At 59.9% G+C, this 18,393-nt stretch carries 19 protein-coding genes; 4 read left to right on the top strand and 15 right to left on the bottom strand.

What is annotated here, in order from left to right:
• Positions 1-19 precede the first annotated feature (19 nt).
• The gene (locus IEU99_RS09560) at positions 20-1,057 is read right to left on the bottom strand and encodes a diacylglycerol/lipid kinase family protein (RefSeq protein WP_128889271.1); all 1,038 of its coding nucleotides are present in this window, start codon (positions 1,055-1,057) and stop codon (positions 20-22) included.
• 158 nt (positions 1,058-1,215) lie between these two features.
• Between IEU99_RS09560 and IEU99_RS09555 the strand changes: the two genes are divergently transcribed.
• Positions 1,216-1,863: a heme-binding beta-barrel domain-containing protein gene (locus IEU99_RS09555; protein WP_128889270.1), complete on the top strand. Its 648-nt coding sequence runs from the start codon at positions 1,216-1,218 to the stop codon at positions 1,861-1,863.
• A 108-nt stretch (positions 1,864-1,971) separates the two neighbouring features.
• Here the strand turns inward: IEU99_RS09555 and IEU99_RS09550 are convergent, their stop codons facing one another.
• Positions 1,972-2,892: an aminodeoxychorismate lyase gene (locus IEU99_RS09550; protein WP_128889269.1), complete on the bottom strand. Its 921-nt coding sequence runs from the start codon at positions 2,890-2,892 to the stop codon at positions 1,972-1,974.
• A gap of 52 nt (positions 2,893-2,944) precedes the next feature.
• Between IEU99_RS09550 and ygfZ the strand changes: the two genes are divergently transcribed.
• Both ygfZ and IEU99_RS09540 read left to right on the top strand, forming a co-directional pair.
• Complete coding sequence (gene ygfZ / locus IEU99_RS09545) at positions 2,945-4,003, top strand: CAF17-like 4Fe-4S cluster assembly/insertion protein YgfZ (RefSeq protein WP_229718463.1); 1,059 nt, start codon at positions 2,945-2,947, stop codon at positions 4,001-4,003.
• Between the two features lie 163 nt (positions 4,004-4,166).
• Entirely contained in the window at positions 4,167-4,328 is a 162-nt protein-coding gene (locus IEU99_RS09540) for a DUF3073 domain-containing protein (protein WP_128889267.1), read from the top strand.
• An 83-nt stretch (positions 4,329-4,411) separates the two neighbouring features.
• Here IEU99_RS09540 and purM read toward each other — a convergent pair whose 3' ends face one another.
• From purM to IEU99_RS09525, 3 genes are all read right to left on the bottom strand, one after another.
• Entirely contained in the window at positions 4,412-5,467 is a 1,056-nt protein-coding gene (gene purM / locus IEU99_RS09535) for a phosphoribosylformylglycinamidine cyclo-ligase (protein ID WP_128889266.1), read from the bottom strand.
• A 51-nt stretch (positions 5,468-5,518) separates the two neighbouring features.
• Positions 5,519-7,033: an amidophosphoribosyltransferase gene (gene purF / locus IEU99_RS09530; protein ID WP_128889265.1), complete on the bottom strand. Its 1,515-nt coding sequence runs from the start codon at positions 7,031-7,033 to the stop codon at positions 5,519-5,521.
• A 77-nt stretch (positions 7,034-7,110) separates the two neighbouring features.
• A complete protein-coding gene (locus IEU99_RS09525) occupies positions 7,111-7,491 on the bottom strand; it encodes a sterol carrier family protein (RefSeq protein WP_128889264.1) in 381 nt (126 codons plus the stop codon).
• Between the two features lie 43 nt (positions 7,492-7,534).
• Between IEU99_RS09525 and IEU99_RS09520 the strand changes: the two genes are divergently transcribed.
• Positions 7,535-8,515: an acyl-CoA thioesterase gene (locus IEU99_RS09520; protein ID WP_128889263.1), complete on the top strand. Its 981-nt coding sequence runs from the start codon at positions 7,535-7,537 to the stop codon at positions 8,513-8,515.
• Here the strand turns inward: IEU99_RS09520 and IEU99_RS09515 are convergent.
• The 10 genes from IEU99_RS09515 to IEU99_RS09470 form a co-directional block, all read right to left on the bottom strand.
• Positions 8,512-9,813: a DUF2254 domain-containing protein gene (locus tag IEU99_RS09515; protein WP_164931131.1), complete on the bottom strand. Its 1,302-nt coding sequence runs from the start codon at positions 9,811-9,813 to the stop codon at positions 8,512-8,514. The two genes, IEU99_RS09520 and IEU99_RS09515, sit on opposite strands and share 4 nt — an antisense overlap.
• A 30-nt stretch (positions 9,814-9,843) precedes the next feature.
• On the bottom strand, positions 9,844-10,617 hold the full coding sequence (locus tag IEU99_RS09510) for a hypothetical protein (protein ID WP_128889261.1): 774 nt from the start codon (positions 10,615-10,617) through the stop codon (positions 9,844-9,846).
• A gap of 3 nt (positions 10,618-10,620) precedes the next feature.
• Complete coding sequence (locus IEU99_RS09505; RefSeq protein WP_164931130.1) at positions 10,621-11,337, bottom strand: ABC transporter ATP-binding protein; 717 nt, start codon at positions 11,335-11,337, stop codon at positions 10,621-10,623.
• Positions 11,334-12,140 (bottom strand): MTB12 C-terminal domain-containing protein, encoded by an 807-nt coding sequence (locus IEU99_RS09500; RefSeq protein WP_128889259.1) that lies wholly within the window; start codon positions 12,138-12,140, stop codon positions 11,334-11,336. Before IEU99_RS09500 ends, IEU99_RS09505 begins: the two co-directional genes overlap by 4 nt.
• On the bottom strand, positions 12,137-12,928 hold the full coding sequence (locus IEU99_RS09495) for a class I SAM-dependent methyltransferase (protein WP_128889258.1): 792 nt from the start codon (positions 12,926-12,928) through the stop codon (positions 12,137-12,139). The genes IEU99_RS09500 and IEU99_RS09495 overlap by 4 nt, the downstream gene beginning before the upstream one ends.
• A 205-nt stretch (positions 12,929-13,133) precedes the next feature.
• The gene (trhA, locus tag IEU99_RS09490; protein ID WP_128889257.1) at positions 13,134-13,859 is read right to left on the bottom strand and encodes a PAQR family membrane homeostasis protein TrhA; all 726 of its coding nucleotides are present in this window, start codon (positions 13,857-13,859) and stop codon (positions 13,134-13,136) included.
• A gap of 130 nt (positions 13,860-13,989) precedes the next feature.
• A complete protein-coding gene (gene purL, locus IEU99_RS09485) occupies positions 13,990-16,287 on the bottom strand; it encodes a phosphoribosylformylglycinamidine synthase subunit PurL (protein WP_128889256.1) in 2,298 nt (765 codons plus the stop codon).
• Between the two features lie 12 nt (positions 16,288-16,299).
• Positions 16,300-16,971, bottom strand: coding sequence for a phosphoribosylformylglycinamidine synthase subunit PurQ (gene purQ, locus IEU99_RS09480; RefSeq protein WP_128889255.1), 672 nt, complete (start codon positions 16,969-16,971; stop codon positions 16,300-16,302).
• Complete coding sequence (gene purS / locus IEU99_RS09475; RefSeq protein ID WP_123959564.1) at positions 16,968-17,210, bottom strand: phosphoribosylformylglycinamidine synthase subunit PurS; 243 nt, start codon at positions 17,208-17,210, stop codon at positions 16,968-16,970. The genes purQ and purS overlap by 4 nt, the downstream gene beginning before the upstream one ends.
• Positions 17,211-17,928: 718 nt before the next feature.
• Positions 17,929-18,381, bottom strand: a complete 453-nt coding sequence (locus tag IEU99_RS09470) for a glutathione peroxidase (protein WP_128889254.1) — start codon at positions 18,379-18,381, stop codon at positions 17,929-17,931.
• Between the last annotated feature and the right edge of the window lie 12 nt (positions 18,382-18,393).

Genomic DNA, 18,393 nt, shown 5'->3' with positions numbered 1-18,393 from the left:
GGCAGGTGTTGCAAGGCTGCTAGGAGCGCGGATCAAGAAAGCTCAGCAGGCGACGCATCCGTGACATCGGCGTATCGCCGGAGTCTTTGCCAGGGGCGTACACGCGCAAAGCATCAGGCAGAGCACCCAAGGTAACCGAGCTCATCTGGTCGACGTATTCGCCATCCACCTGGAAGCGCTGGTCGTTTTCGCAGCGGATCTCGACCTCGGCCACGTCGTCATAAGAAACGGTGCGAGGTTCCAGGTAGCGATCCATGAACTTATTGTGTCCAAAGCCAACGATATGCGCCATGGCGGCAACGCCACCAACGCCGGAGATATCGCGAAGACCAAAAAGGCCCAAGCCTTGATCGAAGGAGTTATCGGGGTTGGTCACCACCGGCAGTGGACCGAGGAAGGTCCAGGGGTTGGTATTGGAAGCGATCAGAAGCGGCAGGCGTTCTTCCTCGAAGCGCTCGCCCGATTTCAAGGTGCCGCTGATATTGATCTGCGGTGGTTCGCGGTGGATGCGTCGCCACGCTTGGATGGCTACCTTGAAGTAGCGAAATGGTGTGGCAGACGCGCCCTTGCTGCGTACTCGATCCACCCCGGCGATCACGTCGGCGTCGATGCCAAAGCCTGCGTTTACGGCGAACCATTCATTATCCCAGGTGCCGACCTCCACGCTGCGGATGCGCTGGCTGCGCAAGGACTTTGCCAGCTCCTCGGTGGCAAGAATCGGCTCGGCAGGAAAGCCCAGGGCGCGCACAAACACGTTGGCAGATCCGGTGGGGATAACGGCCAGGGCCGGTACGTCTTTGGGGTCGCGTCGTTGATCAACAGGGCCGAGCAGGCCATTGACTACCTCATTGACGGTGCCATCGCCACCAACTGCGATCACCACGTCATAGTCTTCTACGCTTAATCCGCTGCAAATTTCGCGGGCATGGCCGGCGTAGTGGGTAAATACGGCCTTCATCTCCAGGCCTTCTACCTCACGCAAGGTAGGAATCAACCGGCTAAACAGTCGCGGTGATTGCGTGGTGGAGTTTGGATTAGCAATTAGCAATGTACGCACGGCGCATAGCCTAGTGTGCAGCAGCGGTATTACCTAACAATTCTTCTTCCCTACCCAGCACGAAGCCTCGCCCCCACGACATGTGCCACCATCGTTTGGCAACGCCCTTGGCGAACAACTCGACGATCCTTCAAGGAAAGCCACTAAGGTAGGGCGTTATGAGCGAAGAACAACAAAATGCCCGCCCGGAAGTTTCCCTTTCGGGCAACGATGCCGTAAACCAGGCCGCTGAGCAGTGGAAAGACACTGCCCACCGCAATATCCCCGGCTTAGGCGATCTCCCCATCCCCGATGACACGGCAAACCTGCGCGAAGGTCCCAGCCTGCACGATGGCCTGCTCGCCTTGCTGCCGCTGGTGGGTGTGTGGCGCGGCACCGGCCAGGCCGATACCGCCGAGGACGGCCAGTACAACTTTGGCCAGCAGATCGTGTTCGCCCACGACGGCGAAAACTACCTCACCTATAGCTCGCGCATGTGGAAGCTGGACCAGGAGGGCAACCCCACCGGCCTCGATGTTCGCGAATCCGGTTTCTGGCGCATTAATGAGCAAGACGAAATTGAAGTGGTGTGCACCCACTCCAGTGGCGTATCCGAGATTTACTACGGCCAGCCCGTCAATGAGCGCGCATGGCAAATCGAGTCGGCCTCCACGATGGTCACCGCCACCGGGCCTTCCACCCTTGGCCCCGGCAAGCGCCTCTATGGCCTGATGCCTAATAACAACCTCGGCTGGGTGGATGAGCGCATGGTCGGCGATGAGCTTCGCCCGCGCATGTCAGCCGAGCTCTCCCGCGTAATCGGCTAAGCACCCCGATACCCGCGATCCACAGCGATACGCCCACGTACACCAAGCCCCGGAGTACAGCTCACCGCTTCTGCGCCCCGGGGCTTTCGTGTTGCCTGAGCAAGGCGTTCAGGCGCCCAGTGCCTCCTGGAAGAGTGCGCGAAGCTCAGCCTCATTGTCTGGCTTGGCCAGTTTGACGTCATTGATGCGCCGAACCCTGGTGGCCATGCGCACTGAACTGAGAAGCCACACGCTATCGGCCTTGTGGCAGAGGTATTCCAGGTCCATGGGCTTGGCCTTGCAGTTCCAGCCTTGGGCTTCTGCATGGGCAAAGACCGCAGCTTGGGTGGTGCCGGCCAGGATCCCCTCGGCTAAGGGGGTGCGCAGCTTATTGCCCCGCACGGTTATCACCGTGGAGGTCGCCCCTTCAAGCACTTTTTCGCCTTCGGTGAAGATCACATCGTCATAGCCCTGGTCGTGTGCCCAGCGCAGTGCCGCCATATTGGTGGCATAGTTCAGCGTTTTCGCCCCCACCTTCAGCCACGGCAGCGCCCTAGCGCCTTCCTCTTCACCCTCGGTGTGCAGCACATAGCCACGCGGGGCGCTGAGTACTTTCACGCCTTCTTCGCGTTGGCGCAGCACTGCATCGTCAATCGCGGTCACGCTCAGCCACGCGGTGGGGTGCGGCTGTTGCGGATCCCTGGTTGGCCTGCCCCTGGTGTAGGTCCACACGAGTTTGGCGTCTTGCTCTGTTTTTTCTGCCCATTGCTCAGCAGCCATGGCGGTGGCTTTGCGCCAGTCATCGGCGTTAGGTTCGGGCAGGTCGAGCAACTTCGCTGAGCGTTGGAAGCGTCGGAGGTGTTCGTCGATAAGGCAGGGTTTGCCCTTGCGCAGCAGCAGTGTTTCAAACACCCCGTCGCCCCTGGTGACTGCGGCGTCGTCCCAGTACACCAACGGCAGCAGGGGGCTGTGGTTTCGAATGGATCCGCCGAATGGTTCGACGGCGATGATGATCGGTTGCGGCGCAGGTGTGCGCGTTGGTGCTGCCATATCTTTATTATGCCCAACGCGGATGCTAGAAAAGCTCACTAGGATGAAAAATGTGCAGCAACATCATGTGTCTTCCCCCCTGCTGAGTTTGCCCGGCGCTACCGAGTGCGACCCCGGCGATGATCCGATCGCTGTCGCGGGTGTGGCGTGGCATTATGGCAATCCCCTGGGAGAGCAGCGCGCCTTCGCCTCTTCCCTGGCGTTGGTGGATCGTTCGTATCGCCGCGTGATCGCCGTCGAGGGTGAGGATGCCCCGAGTTTTCTAAATAATCTGCTTTCGCAGAAGCTTGTCGACGCCCCCGTCCCCTTTGGTGCCCAAGCCTTAGACCTTGATGCCCAAGGTCGGGTGCTGCACCAGATGGATGTGCTGGTGTGGGAAAACACGATCTATTTGGATTGCGAGCCTGAAGATTTTGATGGCTTGCTGGATTACCTGAACAAGATGGTGTTTTGGTCCAAGGTTGAGATCAGCACCCCGGATATTGGCGTGCTGACCTTGGCCGGTGTGCTGCCGGAGGTGGAGCCTGCTGTGCCCTATCGCCGCATGGATCTGCTGGCAGTGCCGAGTATGGATTTGTTGGTGCCTCGCGATGCCATGCTTGAGGTGGCAGGCGAACTGATTGCCCAGGGCGCCCAGGCCGTGGGGTTAATGGCCTATCACGCCGAGCGTGTTCGAGCGCTTGCCCCGGTGCGCCACCTGGATTTGGATGGCAAGTCCATTCCTCATGAATCTCCCTCCCTGCTCGCCCATGGTGTGCACCTGCATAAGGGTTGTTATCGCGGCCAGGAAACGGTGGCGCGTGTAGAAAATTTGGGTCGTTCGCCTCGGGTGTTGGTGTTATTTCACCTCGATGGTTCCGCACCAAGCCTCCCTATGCCTGGCGATGCCATCACTGCCGCGGGCAGCAGCCGGGCACTCGGCCGCATCGGCACCGTGGTGCACGATCACGAGTACGGCCCGATCGCTTTGGGTCTGTTGAAGCGAAGCGCCCTGCAACGCAATGACTTGCAGGCGGGCGAGGTTGCTGTGGCGGTGGACCCGGATTCGGTGCCGGCTGAGGGCGGCACTCCTTTGGGCCGTCAGGCAATTGAGCGCCTTCAGGGCAAGTAGCCCCGTTCATGGTTAGCTAAAGGTGCTGGTCAGGACCCCGGCGCGACAAATGCCTACCTTTCGGGCTATTGTGTCATTTAGGAATAGATAAAACAGCACGATATTGCGAGCGGCCCCGGTGTATTCCGTGGGCCGATCGAAGTTACTCCAAGGGGGTCATGCCATGGGTCGCGGACGCGCGAAGGCTAAGCAGACCAAGGTTGCACGCCAGCTGAAGTACAACACTCCTGAGATGGACTTGGAGCGGCTGCAGCGAGAACTTGCGGGCAAGTCACGAGATGATGATCGTGAAGACGACTACTCGGACTACGACTGGCGCGACTAGTCGTTGATGCCCCCAAGGGGGCAACACGCTTGGAAGGGGAAGCAGCCTCGGCCGCTTCCCCTTTTTCTCGTGCCTAAAAGTGTTTAGTAGCCGGGGTGGGTGCCGCTGAGTTCCACGGAGGCTTCGCCTTCTTCGGCAGCGACGATTGTTCCGAGTTCCCAGGCGTCGATATGGCGCGCGGTGAGCATTGCCAGGGCACGGTCGCGGTCCTTAGCGGCCACCACTGCCACCATGCCCACGCCCATGTTGAAGGTCTTTTCCATCTCTGCCAGCGGCACCTGGCCTACCGATTGGATGGTGCGGAAGATCGGTCCCGGGGTCCAGGTGGCGCGGGAGAGCTCGGCGCGCAAACCTTCGGGGATGACGCGCTCTAAGTTGCCGGCCAAGCCGCCACCGGTGACGTGGCAGAAGGTATGCACCTCGCACTCATCGGCGAGGGCCAGGCAGTCTTTGGCGTAGATGCGGGTGGGCTCGAGCAGTTCCTCACCGAGGGGGCGGTCGAGCTCTTCCATCTCCTTATCCAGCGGCAGCCCGGCTTTTTCCAGCAGCACGTGGCGCGCCAGGGAGTAGCCATTGGAGTGCAGACCTGAGGATGCCATGGCGATCACCACATCGCCTTTGCGCACGCGGTCTGGTCCAAGCAGCTCATCGGCTTCGACCACGCCCACGGCGGTGGCCGATACGTCGTATTCACCGGGTTCCATCACACCGGGGTGCTCGGCGGTTTCGCCACCAAGCAGCGCGCACCCTGCCTGCACGCAGCCTTCTGCAATGCCTTTAACAATCTCGGCGACGTGCTCGGGCACGACCTTGCCGATGGCGATATAGTCCTGCAAAAACAGTGGCTCTGCACCGCAGACCACCAGGTCATCCACACACATGGCGACCAGGTCGATGCCGATGGTGTCGTGCTTATCCATGGCTTGGGCGATGGCCAGTTTGGTGCCTACGCCATCGGATCCGGCGGCGAGCAGGGGCTCACGGTACTTGCCCAGTGCAAACAGCCCTGCAAAGCCTCCGAGTCCGCCGCGTACCTCGGGGCGGGTGGCGCGCTTGGCGTGCGGCGCGAAGAGTTCGACTGCGCGATCGCCAGCTTCGATATCGACGCCGGCTGCGGCGTAGGAAACATCTTCGGTCATGGTGCTACTTCCTTGGGTGTTGGATTTGTGTGGTGGTCTTTGGCCAAAGCGCTAGTCTTTGCCGCCGCAGGATCCGCGTTGCATGGCGGATACAAGCTCTGCGTTTTTATTGCCCTTTGGCATTCCGATGGGATAGTGCCCATCGAAGCAGGCGGCGCAGAGTTCCGTTGCGGGTTGTTCGGTGGCATCAATCATGGCCTCGGTAGAGACATAACCAATCGTATCGGCACCGATGGCGGTGCTGACTTGTGCCGCCATTTCTTCTTCATTGTCTCCGGTTACGGCATTGGCAATGAGTTCACCGGGGCTTGCGAAGTCGATGCCATAGAAGCAGGGCCATTTCACCGGCGGGGAGGCAATGCGCACATGGACTTCCTTGGCGCCTGCCTCGCGCAGCATGCGAATCAGTGCGCGTTGGGTGTTGCCACGAACGATGGAATCGTCCACCACCACCAGGCGCTTGCCTTGGATCACTTCGCGCAGCGGGTTGAGCTTGAGTCTGATGCCAAGCTGGCGCAGCGTTTGAGAAGGCTGAATGAAGGTGCGCCCCACATAGGCGTTCTTGACCAAGCCTTGGCCGAAGGGGATGCCGGATTCCTGGGCGTATCCCACTGCGGCCGGGTTGCCCGATTCCGGCACGGGGATCACCAGATCCGCATCGGCCGGGAATTCGCGGGCGAGTTTCCGCCCGATTTCTAGGCGGGTGGCATTCACGTTGCGGTTGTGAATGGTGGAGTCTGGGCGCGCCAGGTAGACGTATTCAAACACGCAGGTTTTGCGGTCTTCTTCGGCAAAGCGCTCCGAGCGAACCCCCGAGCCGTCGATAGCGACGAGCTCTCCGGGCTCAATTTCGCGCACGAAGGAGGCACCAACAATATCGAGCGCACAGGTTTCAGAAGCGACGGTCCAGCCACCGTCGAGGCGACCGAGCACGAGGGGGCGAATACCCCAAGGATCACGGGCTGCATACAGGGTGTGACCATCGGTGAAGGTCAGGCAGAACGCGCCTCTGATGCGCGGCAAAAGGCCACGGGCTGCATCTAGGAGGGTGTGGCCGTCGTGGATGTCGTGGGATAGCAGCGCCGTCATCACATCGGAGTCAGAAGGCGCCTCATCTTTGCGCACGAGGTCTTTCTCAGCGGCTTCGTCGAGAAGCTCAAGGAAGTTGACCAAGTTGCCGTTATGACACAACGCCACGTCGGTGCCATCGGGGGCGACGCGGAACATCGGCTGTGAGTTTTCCCAGGTCACGCCACCTGCTGTGGAGTAGCGGGTGTGGCCGATGCCAACATCGCCGCGCAAGGATTCCAAGGTTGGCTCATCAAAGACCTGGCTTACAAGGCCAAGGTCTTTAAACACCACCACTTGATCCCCATCGCCTACAGCAATGCCGGCGGCTTCCTGGCCGCGGTGCTGCAAAGCGAATAGTCCGAAATAGGTGAGCTTGGAAACTTCCTCGCCGGGGGCCCATACTCCGAATACGCCGCATTCCTCGCGGGGCGATTGTTCGCCTTGATCATCGAACGGGGCAGGGGTACTACCTTGAGGCGCTTGTGTATTTGCCACGCAGCCATGCTAGCCCACTGCCCCACCTTCTCGCCCCATGTTGGGGTGATCACCCCCGATAGTCCCGCCGAATACAGCTAGGTTTCTTCCCTACCTACAGGAATAAGCGGCAACAGCGCGGAGACTTCCCCGGCGCGAGTACCTGAGGCTTCCACTTCGGCCTCCTGCCACGTCTTGATCCCTGTCACGAGCTGCAACCAGGTTCGCGGGGCACATTCCACCACATTGGGCGGGGTGCCACGGGTGTGCCTTGGGCCTTCGATGCACTGCACCGCCACGAAGGGAGGTACGCGCACCTCAACGGAATGGCCGGGGGTTTCTTGGGCCATCAAGCGTGCGCTTAAACGCACCGCCTTGGCAAGAGCCTGGCGCGAGGGCGCGGGGGCTTGCTCATCGCGTAGCCACGGTGTGAGTGCAACAACGGCGTTGCGGGTTTCAGCAGGGTCGATGCGTGCCATGGGCTTGAGTGTAAGTCAGGGGTGTAATTGCTAAAGTTTCGCCATGAGCAAATCCTCGGTGACTCTCCGTTTTCTTGCCGCTCCTACCGACATCATCATGGCCGGAAGCCACGGTGTAGCCGGCGGCAGACTCCTTGAATGGATTGACAAGGCAGCCTATGCCTGCGCTGTGCAGTGGTCGGGCACCTATTGTGTAACCGCCTACGTTGGCCATATTCACTTCACTCGCCCCATCAAATCGGGCGACATGGTGGAGGTGCGTTCGAGGATCGCGATGACGGGAACGTCCTCGATGCACATCGTCAATGAGGTGCTTTCTGCAGATCCGCGCGAGGGCGTCTTTACTCGCGCCTGCGATTGCTTGGTCATCTTCGTGGCCAAGGATCCAGAAAGCGGCAAGCCTGTGCGGGTGCCCAAGTATGAGCCGAGCACCAAAGAGGATATGGATGTACACAATGCGGCGGAATCCCGCATTGAGCTGCGCAAAGCCATCGAAGAGGAGATGGATAAGCAGACCTACGATGGCCCCTCGGAGGCTCCTAGGCTGATTCACCGTTTCTTGGCTAAGCCTACCGACGTCAACTGGGGTGGCAATGTCCACGGCGGCACAGCTATGGAATGGATCGATGAGGCCGGCACCGCCTGCACCATGGAGTGGTCGGGTGAGCACACCGTGGCCGTCTATGCCGGAGGCATTCGCTTTTATCGCCCCATCTCCATCGGCGATCTGATCGAGGTGGATGCGCGTTTGATGCGCACCGATGCCCGCTCGATGCAAACCTCCATCCACGTGCGCGCAGGCGACCCCAAAGGCGGGCGCGATGCGCTCAAGACGGCGATCCACGCCACGGTCACCTATATCGGCATGGATATTGATGGCCACCCGCTCCCGGCGCGGCAATTTAGCCCCAGAACCGTGGAAGATCAGCGCCTGGCGCAACATGCCAATACCCTGCGCGAGCTTCGCGCCAAGTACTCGCCTTTGCCGCTGATTTCACGCACGGGCTACCAGCAGGTCGATTAATCCTCCTCGCCCTGGGCGGCGCTGTGTTGCAGTTGCTGGCTTAAGGCTTGGTGGCGGCGTTCCAGGGAGTCTAGGTCTGAAGAGGTCTGCACCAATTCGCGGGCATCGCTGATGATCAGGTCGGCGTGACGCTGGAGCACCTCGCAGCGTTCCGGGCGGGTGGTGCTTGCTGCCACTTTGCTCAAGGCCTCCAGCATGCGCATGTACACCGCCACGGTGCCCTTGGCGTTTTGGCGAATCTGCACAAACATCTCGTCTACCAGGCCCTCATAGGTGGTGACGTCGTAGAGCACGCGGATGGTCTGATCTCGCTCGATTACGCCTTGGGGCAAGGCTCGATCCCGTAGTTGGCTTAAGACCTCGGCAAAGCGATCGGTGACGTCCATGGCGGTGAAGGGATCATTGGTGCCGGGGCTCAGGGCTCGCACGGCCACTTCGAGTAATTGGCGCACCGAGAATTCCATGTCTTGTTTATCGCTTCGGGTGTTGCCGATAATCACGTATTCATCGATGTCGAAGCGCTCTGGAACGCAGTGGGCAAGCAGATCGCCGCGGGTGACATGGGTGCCTGGGCGTACCAATAATTCGATGGCGGATTCGTGCTTTTCTGCGGCCTTGGCCAGCCCTTGATAATCCACGTACTGCACATAGCCTCCGCGATCTGCATACACAGGCTGCCCTCCTAGGAAGTAGCCCTCGGGAGGCATGGTGAATTGGCGTTGTTGTGCTGCCTCTTCGGTGCCCTTTTTTAGGGCGGCGCTTAGGTCGTCGGCAAGCAAATTCACTACCCGCGTCATGGAGATGCTGCCGGCCATATGCCCGATGTAGTAGACCACCGCGGCGATGTACAAGGTGGCATAGATCATGACCACGGTGACGTTATAGTGCGGAACGAAGACGTTTTCACCCTCCTCACCTGCACTGATGGAGCGAAGGGAGAAAAGCGCGAAGGCGAAGGTGGCAACGAAGATGCCGAGGGTGAGTTTGATGCCGCGGTCTTGCAAGAAGCTGTGCAATAGGCGCGGGCCCATCGTCGAGACCACCGAGGAAAGTGCTGCGATGGTGATCGAGAACATCGTGCCCGCCACACCGATGCTGGCGGTGGTAATGGAGCTGAGCAGGCTGCGTGCGCCGGATTCGCCACCCTGGTAGATGAAGCTGAGCTGGCTTGGAACGCCGAATCGCAGTTCCAACCAGATCAGGAACTGGGCCAAGACGATGGAGAAAACGACGAGCACCGCTGGGATAAACCAGAAGGTTTGCACCAGGGTGGAGAGCTTATAGCGCAAGGAATTCACAAGCGGTGATTCTATCCGCCGCGAGTGCAACTAGTTACGTTTGCTCACCAATGCACCCACAACCACGGTGAGCAGCGCAAGTACAACAACGTATAGCAGGGCGCCGTTGTGGCCCCAACCAGGCTCGATGGCTACCGCCTGGCCCGTGGCGAAGGTGCCGTTAAGAAAGGGCATGAATTTCAGCAGCGTGCCACCGTGTGGCAGCAAGGCGATGGCGTTTTCTATCAACAGCGCCCACACACTGAGCACCGCGATGGTGGCAGCAGGCGTGCGCAGCACCGCACCGAGGCCGATGCCGAAGCCGCAGGCAATCCACGTCCATACAGGGCCTGCCCACAGCAGGCGCGCGCCGGTGAAAGAAAAGAGATCCACCCCGGCATATACCTGCCCAAAAGCTTGGGGCAGCAGTACGAGCAAGAGGAAAATATCAAGCCACACCACCAGGCATGCAACCGCACCGCAGAGCAACCAGCGGGCGAAAAGGATGTGCAGGCTGCGTGGTTGCAGCCGTGTATGCAGCAGTACTACGGGGGCTAGTTGGGTGGTGCTGGTTTGCGCCAGTGCGGCGCCAATGACGCAGATCAGCACCCCTAAGTGCACCACCCAATAGGCGGCGTTATCGCTGGTGACTCCCTGGATTCTTAAGATGGCGCTATCTTTGGCGATGCGCTCGGCAATGGCCGCGACTGTGAAGCTGATGAGCAACGGGGCAAACACCGCCAGCGGCAGAACCCAACACAGCCAGGGGCCAAAGCCTGCAAGGCGGATGGCCTCGGCACGAACATTGCGGATCAACGTGGGCATGGGCTAGCTCCTTGCCAAGTCTGGGATGTGCGCGATCATGGCCTGCTCAAGCCCGCCGAATGCAGCGAGCACTTCCTCCAATCCGGCCTGGTAGCGCACGCGCTTGTCGGCGATGATGCACACCTGATCCACGCTGCGCTGAGCTTCTGGCAGGTCGTGGGTGGATAAGACCACCGTTTTCGCTTCCGCGCGCCATGCATCGAGCAGCCCGCGAAACCACAGGATGCCTTGAAGATCCAGGCCGTTGAGGGGTTCGTCGAAAAGCAAAATCGGAGGATCGGCCAGCATCGCTGCGGCAATGCCGGTTCTTTGGCGAATCCCCAGCGAACAATGCTTGAGGCGACGCTGCGCGAAGGGCTCCAAACCGGCGTGGTGGATGAGCATGTCTACGCGTTGCTTGTCGACGCCCAGCGCGGTCGCCATCCACTGCAAATGCCGGCGAGGGCTGTGGTGGGGGTGCAAGGCCGCGACATCGAAATGAAACCCCACCTGATGCAAGGGCTGCGCTAGCGTTCTGGGGTTAAGGCCCTCGATGCGGATGGTGCCCGAACTGGGCTGCAAGGCCCCTGCGAGCATGGCTAACAGTGTGGTTTTGCCAACGCCATTGGCACCGAGCAGCGCGCAGGTACTGCCCTGGTTGATGCGCAGATTGAGGTCTTGGAAGATGACCTTGCTACCAAAGCGGCGGTGCAGGTGTTCCACCTCGATTGCAGGGATCATGCGGGGCATTCCAAAGGCAATCCGACGGTGCGCACGCCCTCGCAGATCGAGGCATTCGCCAGGCGCCAATTGCCATCGCGGTAAACAAATTGGATTCTGGTGTGCACCCCAGGGCGCCCAGCCGACTCGGAAATCAGTGTGGCCACTGCCCTATCCTGCCCAAGCTCAAGCGGGCCTGTGACTTCTTTCCACCCAAGCGGTGCACGGAAAAGGCCCAGGCGATAGACGGTCTGCGGAATCAGCACCGCGGCACGCCCACCTTCAAGGTTCGCCGCTTTGGCCTCATCGCTGGCAGGTGTGGCCACAAGGAAGTGGATGATCGCGTTGAGTTCATCCAGGCTGGGGTTGGGGTTCGTCACCCGGAAATTAGCAGGCAGCGGCGTTGTTGGCTGCCAGCCTCGGGCGTTATTGGCTGCGCTCGGTGCGTCCTCGGCGTCCTCGGCGTCTGGGTCTGCTTGGGTGCTCGGGCTTGTTTGGCTGCTCGGGCTTGCTGTGCTCGGGCTCGCTGTCGCCTCCGAGGTGGCCGCGGCCAAGGCCTGCTCCGCATCCGGCGGCTCGGTGCTACTCGAAGGCGCAGGCTCGCTGCTCGTTGTTGCCTCAGGCTCGGTGCTTTGGGGTGCGTTCTTGTCCGTATTGCCTTGGGCAGCAGTGCTCGCGTCTGCCTGCAAGCTGGTGCGATCCTCGCGTTGTAGGGCTTGGACCGCCAGGGTGATCAGCAAGGCAGCTACCACGAAGGAGACAACAGCCGAGGTGATCACGGTGCTCAAAAGCTGCTGGCGAGAAAACTGTTGGCCGGATTTCATGCCGGCTTCTCCGCCACAATCGCAATGGCTGCCAATGAGTCGGCGTACTGGTGGAATACCTTGCGCATGGCCATCACGCGTTTCCTGGCCGCTGGCATGCGCAGGAGGTTGAACAGGATCCTCGCAGTTCCGGCGATCCCTTCATCGTCGATGTTGCGCTTGAGATCGAGCAATTCCATCCCGGCGTGTTTGACGCTGATGACCTTGAATCCAGCCTGCTCAAGCGCCGCTTGCCATTCAGACTGCGTAAGGGGTCGGGCATTCACATGGATGCTTCGGGCGAGTGCTTTGGAAATTTCCTGCTTGATCTCCTCTGCAATGCCATCGGGGCGCAAGGAAAGCTCGTGGATGCAATACCTTCCACCGGGTTCGAGCACCCTATACGCCTCGTTGATAATCGCGCTTTTCCCTTTTGCGCCTTGCATGGTGAGCATGGCTTCACCCACCACTACGTCCACGCTCTGGCTCTCGAGCCCAGTGTCCTGGGCCTGGGCTTGGCGAATCTGGCCTTGATCACCGATAGCTTCTTGGCTCAGCGCCACTGCTTGGGGATCTTCATCGATGCCGATATAGCTTGCCGGATGGCGTTGCAGGATCAGCTTGGCGGTCTTACCAATACCGGGGGCAAATTCCGCGACCTTCTTGCCTTGAAGCTGTGCGGCATCAAGTAGGGCGGTGGTGAGTTCTAGCCCTCCGGGACGAAGCACGCGCTTGCCTAGTCGGGCGAGCAGCCAGTGGCCGGGCACGGATTCGGTGGGGCGTTGATCCATTGGAAGCGCAGGGGGCATGGCAACCTCAATCCATTTACTAACGGCTATTTCCGTACCTAATCTAGCGCATCACTTAGGAAACCCTCACCTAATCGCCAAGTGTTACCCCCAAAAAAGCACGCCCGGCTACTCCCCCTTGAGTAACCGGGCGTTGAAAGATCAATGGCGCAAAAAGATCAACTGCGCCAACGGCTGCGCCCTGCTGCGCCCTACCGCTGCCCTATTAGGAGGCGACAGCACCAACGACCATCCAGATGGCAATAAAGTGCAAGGCTGCGGCAATGATCGTGGCGGTGTGGAAATGCTCGTGATAGCCATAGAGCTTGGCGTTGCGCCCAGGCCACCGCAGCCCATACACCACAGCACCCACGGTGTAGACCAAACCGCCGGCAAGCAGCAGCCACACCACAAGATGGCCGATATTGCTCCATAGTTGCGGGATCAACGGCACGATGAGCCAGCCCAGCACCAGGTACACGGCAACGGCCAACCAGCGCGGGTGATCGATCCACACCAGGTTCATCACCACCCCGGCGAGTGCGCCGATCCAGGCGATGAGCAACATGATCAGCCCCGGCGTTCCCGGCAGGGCGATCAGGCACAAGGGGGTGTAGGTGGCGGCGATAAACACCGCAATCGTGGCGTGGTCTGCCCTACGCCACCACTTCACGGTTTTGCTGGAGCGCCACGGCCCGCGGTGATAGGCGGCAGAGACTCCAAATAACACCAGCACACCAATGGCATAGATGGTGACGCCAAGCGCCTGCACCGGCGGCAGCTTCATCCACGCGATGGTGGAAAGCACTGAGCCGGAGATAATCGAGGCGAGGGATGCAAAGAGGTGAAACCATCCACGAATCAGCGGTCGAACGCCACGATCGGCCAATAAGAGGCGTCGCTCAATCACGCGTTCTTCCAACGTGGTGTGGGGTGCGTTTTTGCGACCCATCCGTGGCTCCTTTTATTCATCGACACCTTGCTGCAAGCAGCATAGGTTCTATGTTGCCACGCATGCGAAACCCCGGTGACACTTCAGGCCACCTAGGCCTTTACACCACCGGGGTTCTGCGGCTGCTGCGCTACTCCACTACGGAGTTAGCACCAACAGCGTGTCCGAAAAGCCCAGGCAGGGTGGCTTTCCAGGTGGCTTCGAGCTCATCTAAGGATTCCTCGAAGCTCACAGCGGCATTGCCAAGTTTCAAGGTGCGCGAGGCAGTGGTGTTGCCAATGCGTGCAATGGGCACGCCACATGCCTGTGCACGCTCTTCTACTTCCGCCACGCGATCGGCGGTGGTAGCGATCACTGCGCGCGATGCCGACTCGGAGAACATCGCCACGAAGGCATCCTCGTGCACGCCTGAGAGATCCACATCGAGGCCACCGCCGGAACGAATCGCCATCTCTACCAGCGTCTGCGCCAAGCCACCCTCGGAAACGTCATGGGCGGCCGTCAAGGCGGTATTGCCCACAAAGAATTCCGCCAGGCGCTGCTCATTGCCAAGGTCTACCTGCGGAGGCAAACCGGAAAGCCCTGCGCCGGAGACGTCCTGCCAGATGGATCCGCCGAGCTCATCGCGGGTTTCACCCAGCACGAAGAGCACCTCGTCTTGTTCAGAGCCGAGGTCGTGGGCGATGGCGTGTTCAACGTTGTCGATCACACCGAGCACACCAACGACAGGGGTGGGCAAGATGGCTTCTTCGCCGGTCTGGTTGTAGAAGGACACATTGCCGCCGGAAACGGGGATGCCGAGTTCCTTGGCACCATCGGCAAGACCATGCACCGCCTCGCGGAATTGCCACATCACGCCGGGATCTTCGGGCGAACCAAAGTTCAGGCAGTTGGTCACCGCGATGGGGCGTGCGCCGCTGACGGCGACGTTGCGATACGCCTCTGCCAGCGCCAAGCGGGCACCCATGTTCGGGTCGAGCTTGGTGTAGCGCCCGGAGGCATCGGCCGATACGGCAACGCCGCGGCCGGTTTCTTCGTCAATACGCAGCACACCGGCATCGGCATGCTGTGCCTTGACGGTATTACCGCGCACGTAGCGGTCGTACTGGTTGGTAATGAACTCCCTGGAGCACAGCGCGGGAGAGGCCACCATCTTCAGCAGCGCTTCGCGCAATTCCTCGGCACTGCTTGGCCTTGGCATGGGCTGGAGCTGCTGGAGCTGGTCTTGCCATTCGGGGCGTGCGAAGGGGCGCTCGTAGACGGGGCCTTCGTGGGCGATGGTGTGTGCGGGTGCATCCACCACGAGCTCGCCGCGGTGGCGGATGAGCAGGTGCTGGCCATCGGTTACCTCGCCGATTTCGGCGCAGGTGACATCCCAGTGGGCGCAGATTTCCTTGAAGCGCTCCACGTCCTCGGGGCGCACCACGGCACACATGCGTTCTTGGGATTCAGAAGAAAGGATCTCTGCGGCCGTCATATTGGCGGCACGCAGCGGCACGGCATCGAGGTTGATTTCCATGCCGCCATCGCCTGCTGCTGCAAGCTCGGAGGTAGCGCAGGCAAGGCCGGCGCCACCGAGATCTTGAATACCAACCACAACGCCTGCTTTGTAGAGGTCGAGGCAGCATTCGATGAGGACCTTTTCTGCAAAGGGGTCGCCCACCTGCACGGCAGGAAGTTTGCGCTCTGCGCCGTCTTCGAAGCTATCGGAGGCCAGCACGGATACACCACCGATGCCGTCGAGGCCGGTGCGCGAACCAAAGAGCATGACCTTATTGCCAAGGCCAGAGGCGAAGGCGAGTTTGAGGTCTTCTACCTTCAGCGTGCCCACGCACAGGGCATTAACCAGCGGGTTGCCGGCGTAGGAGGCATCGAAGACGGTTTCGCCGCCGATATTGGGCAGACCCAGGCAGTTGCCGTAGTGGGAAATGCCATCCACCACACCGGGTAGAACGCGGGAGGTATCGGGGGCATCGGCAGGACCGAAACGCAGTTGGTCCATCACCGCGATGGGGCGTGCGCCCATGGCCATGATGTCGCGCACGATGCCGCCGATGCCGGTGGCGGCACCTTGGTGGGGTTCCACAAAGGAGGGGTGGTTGTGGGATTCCACGCGGAAGGTCACCGCGTTGCCATCGCCAATATCCACCACGCCTGCGTTTTCGCCAATACCGGCGAGGATCTTCGACCCCATCTCCTCGGTGGTGGTTTCACCGAAGTAGCGCAGGTGCACCTTGGAGGACTTATAGGAGCAGTGTTCCGACCACATCACCGAGTACATGGCCAGCTCGGCGTCGGTGGGCCTGCGGCCGAGAATCTCCTTGATGCGGGCGTATTCATCGTCTTTGAGCCCAAGCGAAAGGTAGGGCTGTTCAAGATCGGGGTGGGCCTGTGCCGCCTCGACCGTGTCATTAAAAGTGTGAGTCATAGCAGTACTTCCCTATGCCGCGATCGAGCCGATGGCAGAAACGAAGAGCTTGAGCCCATCAACTGAAGGGCCGGTCAGCGTTTCCACGGCGTGTTCTGGGTGGGGCATCAAACCGACTACTCGGCCGGTTTCATTGCTAATTCCGGCGATCCCGTTGACGGATCCATTGAAGTTTTCGGTATAGCGGAACACCACTCGACCTTCGCCTTCAAGCTTTTCGACGGTCTTCGCATCCGCCTGGAAGCGTCCCTCACCATGCTTGGAGGGGATGTAGATTTTCTCTCCAGCGCTGCAGGTATTCGTCCACGCGGTGGTGTTGTTTTCCACCACCAGGTGGGTATCCACACAGTGGAAGTGCAGGCCTTGGTTACGAGTCAGGGCGCCTGGCAGCAGGTGGGCCTCGGTAAGGATCTGGAAGCCATTGCAAATGCCCAGCACCGGCATGCCCTTGTGCGCTGCGTCGATCACGGATCGCATCACTGGTGCCAGCGCAGAGATGGCGCCGGTGCGCAGGTAATCTCCGTAGGAGAAGCCTCCGGGTACGACCACGGCGTCGACCTGCTTGAGATCTTCATCGGCGTGCCAAAGCGAGACGGCCTCGGCACCTGCGAGACGGGCCGCGCGGGCAGCGTCTACGTCGTCAAGCGTTCCTGGAAAGGTGATTACTCCGATCCTGGCGCTCATTCGGCCGCCTCGAAGATCACGTCGAAGTTTTCAATCACGGTGTTGGCAAGCAGGGTCTCGGCCATCTTTTCAATATCTGCGCGAGTCACGGCATCATCGACTTCGATTTCGAAGCGCTTGCCTTGACGCACATCGGCCACCCCCTCAACACCGAGGCGTCCAAGCGCACGAACGACGGCCTGACCTTGGGGGTCGAGGATTTCCGCCTTGGGCATCACGTTCACAACTACACGGGCCACGTTGATAAAGCTCCCTTTAAGGATGGTGAGTGTCAGTGTTGACGGCGATCGCCTTGGATCTAGGCGCATCGCCACACACGTTACCTGTGCGCCCCGGGAAGTATCCAAGCTCAAAGCCTGCACTACCCCCAACCGCGCAGCAGGGCGCTTGAACTGCGCGTTTGTGGCTTTGCGCCAAGTAGAAACAAACTGCCAGCTAGCTTTAAACTTTTGTCCAACCATCACCTTTTTGGCTCTGAGGCACATTCATCATTGCTGCTCAAGCGGGTAAATCAGGAAATATCAACGATTCCCAGCTATTCTTCAGGTTCGGCATTTATGCAGGTCAAAGCGCTAAACACCACCCTTGCCGGGCGTGATTACCCGTGCCAAACTTGGGTGCATCAGCCGGTCAGATGCAGACCGACTCGATAGGAACAAAACCGATGTGGAAGGAGAGGGTTGTTTGATAGCTTCGCCGCTTCATCCGGCTAGCAGGATCGAGACTCTGTACCGCTAGTTCCGGAAATTGCCAACGGCGAGACGCGGTATAACACGTTGAGGGACACGTTATACCAGAGGTTTTCCCACCATGAGGGCATTGCGGGAACGACTTGGTTGAGGGGCCAAGCCCGTAATGAGTGTGGGAAGCCAGCCGCCGATTGGTATGAGGCATCTTCCTTTTGAGATAGAGGGTTACGCAAACTGGGCAGTCGAAAGACTGCCCAGTTTGTTGTTGTTATACCGGAAGATGCTCTTCGAGCACCTCAATTACCTTCATCTCATCCGGCTCCAGGCTGGGGGCAAAACGCCCAACCACCTTGCCCTCGGGTGAGACCACGAACTTTTCAAAGTTCCACTCAATCCCAGGGCCATCCCCAATGAGGTAGCTATACAGCGCGGTATCCAAAGAGCCTTTGGCCAATAGCGGGAAGCTCACACCATAGTTGGCGTATTCCTTGGCAATCTGCTTATTGCTCAAAGGCTCTTCTTGGAAGTCATCGCTTGGCACGCCAATAACGAACAGGCCGCGCTGCATATAGTCCTGGAAGAGTTCTTCTAAGGTTTCCAACTGCTCCGTGTAGCCGCACTTCGAGGCGGTGTTGACAATGAGCAGGCAGTGGCCTTGGAAGTCGGCCATGGTGGAGTCACGGCCATCGGCATAGGTGATGGGGATATCAAAGAAATTCATATCCCCTACTTT

Source organism: Corynebacterium pelargi, assembly GCF_014635485.1.
In the GTDB taxonomy this organism is placed as follows: domain Bacteria; phylum Actinomycetota; class Actinomycetes; order Mycobacteriales; family Mycobacteriaceae; genus Corynebacterium; species Corynebacterium pelargi.
The sequence above is the reverse complement of the archived record's forward strand: the minus strand, read 5'-3'. Positions and strand labels throughout refer to the sequence as shown.

Excerpts from the sequence above, each read along its gene's own strand:
- IEU99_RS09555 (WP_128889270.1), top strand. The coding sequence starts at position 1,216 with ATGAGCGAAGAACAACAAAATGCCCGCCCGGAAGTTTCCCTTTCGGGC.
- IEU99_RS09550 (WP_128889269.1), bottom strand. The coding sequence starts at position 2,892 with ATGGCAGCACCAACGCGCACACCTGCGCCGCAACCGATCATCATCGCC.
- IEU99_RS09540 (WP_128889267.1), top strand. The coding sequence starts at position 4,167 with ATGGGTCGCGGACGCGCGAAGGCTAAGCAGACCAAGGTTGCACGCCAG.
- purM (WP_128889266.1), bottom strand. The coding sequence starts at position 5,467 with ATGACCGAAGATGTTTCCTACGCCGCAGCCGGCGTCGATATCGAAGCT.
- IEU99_RS09525 (WP_128889264.1), bottom strand. The coding sequence starts at position 7,491 with ATGGCACGCATCGACCCTGCTGAAACCCGCAACGCCGTTGTTGCACTC.
- IEU99_RS09520 (WP_128889263.1), top strand. The coding sequence starts at position 7,535 with ATGAGCAAATCCTCGGTGACTCTCCGTTTTCTTGCCGCTCCTACCGAC.
- IEU99_RS09510 (WP_128889261.1), bottom strand. The coding sequence starts at position 10,617 with ATGCCCACGTTGATCCGCAATGTTCGTGCCGAGGCCATCCGCCTTGCA.
- IEU99_RS09505 (WP_164931130.1), bottom strand. The coding sequence starts at position 11,337 with ATGATCCCTGCAATCGAGGTGGAACACCTGCACCGCCGCTTTGGTAGC.
- IEU99_RS09500 (WP_128889259.1), bottom strand. The coding sequence starts at position 12,140 with ATGAAATCCGGCCAACAGTTTTCTCGCCAGCAGCTTTTGAGCACCGTG.
- IEU99_RS09495 (WP_128889258.1), bottom strand. The coding sequence starts at position 12,928 with ATGCCCCCTGCGCTTCCAATGGATCAACGCCCCACCGAATCCGTGCCC.
- trhA (WP_128889257.1), bottom strand. The coding sequence starts at position 13,859 with ATGGGTCGCAAAAACGCACCCCACACCACGTTGGAAGAACGCGTGATT.
- purL (WP_128889256.1), bottom strand. The coding sequence starts at position 16,287 with ATGACTCACACTTTTAATGACACGGTCGAGGCGGCACAGGCCCACCCC.
- purQ (WP_128889255.1), bottom strand. The coding sequence starts at position 16,971 with ATGAGCGCCAGGATCGGAGTAATCACCTTTCCAGGAACGCTTGACGAC.
- IEU99_RS09470 (WP_128889254.1), bottom strand. The coding sequence starts at position 18,381 with ATGAATTTCTTTGATATCCCCATCACCTATGCCGATGGCCGTGACTCC.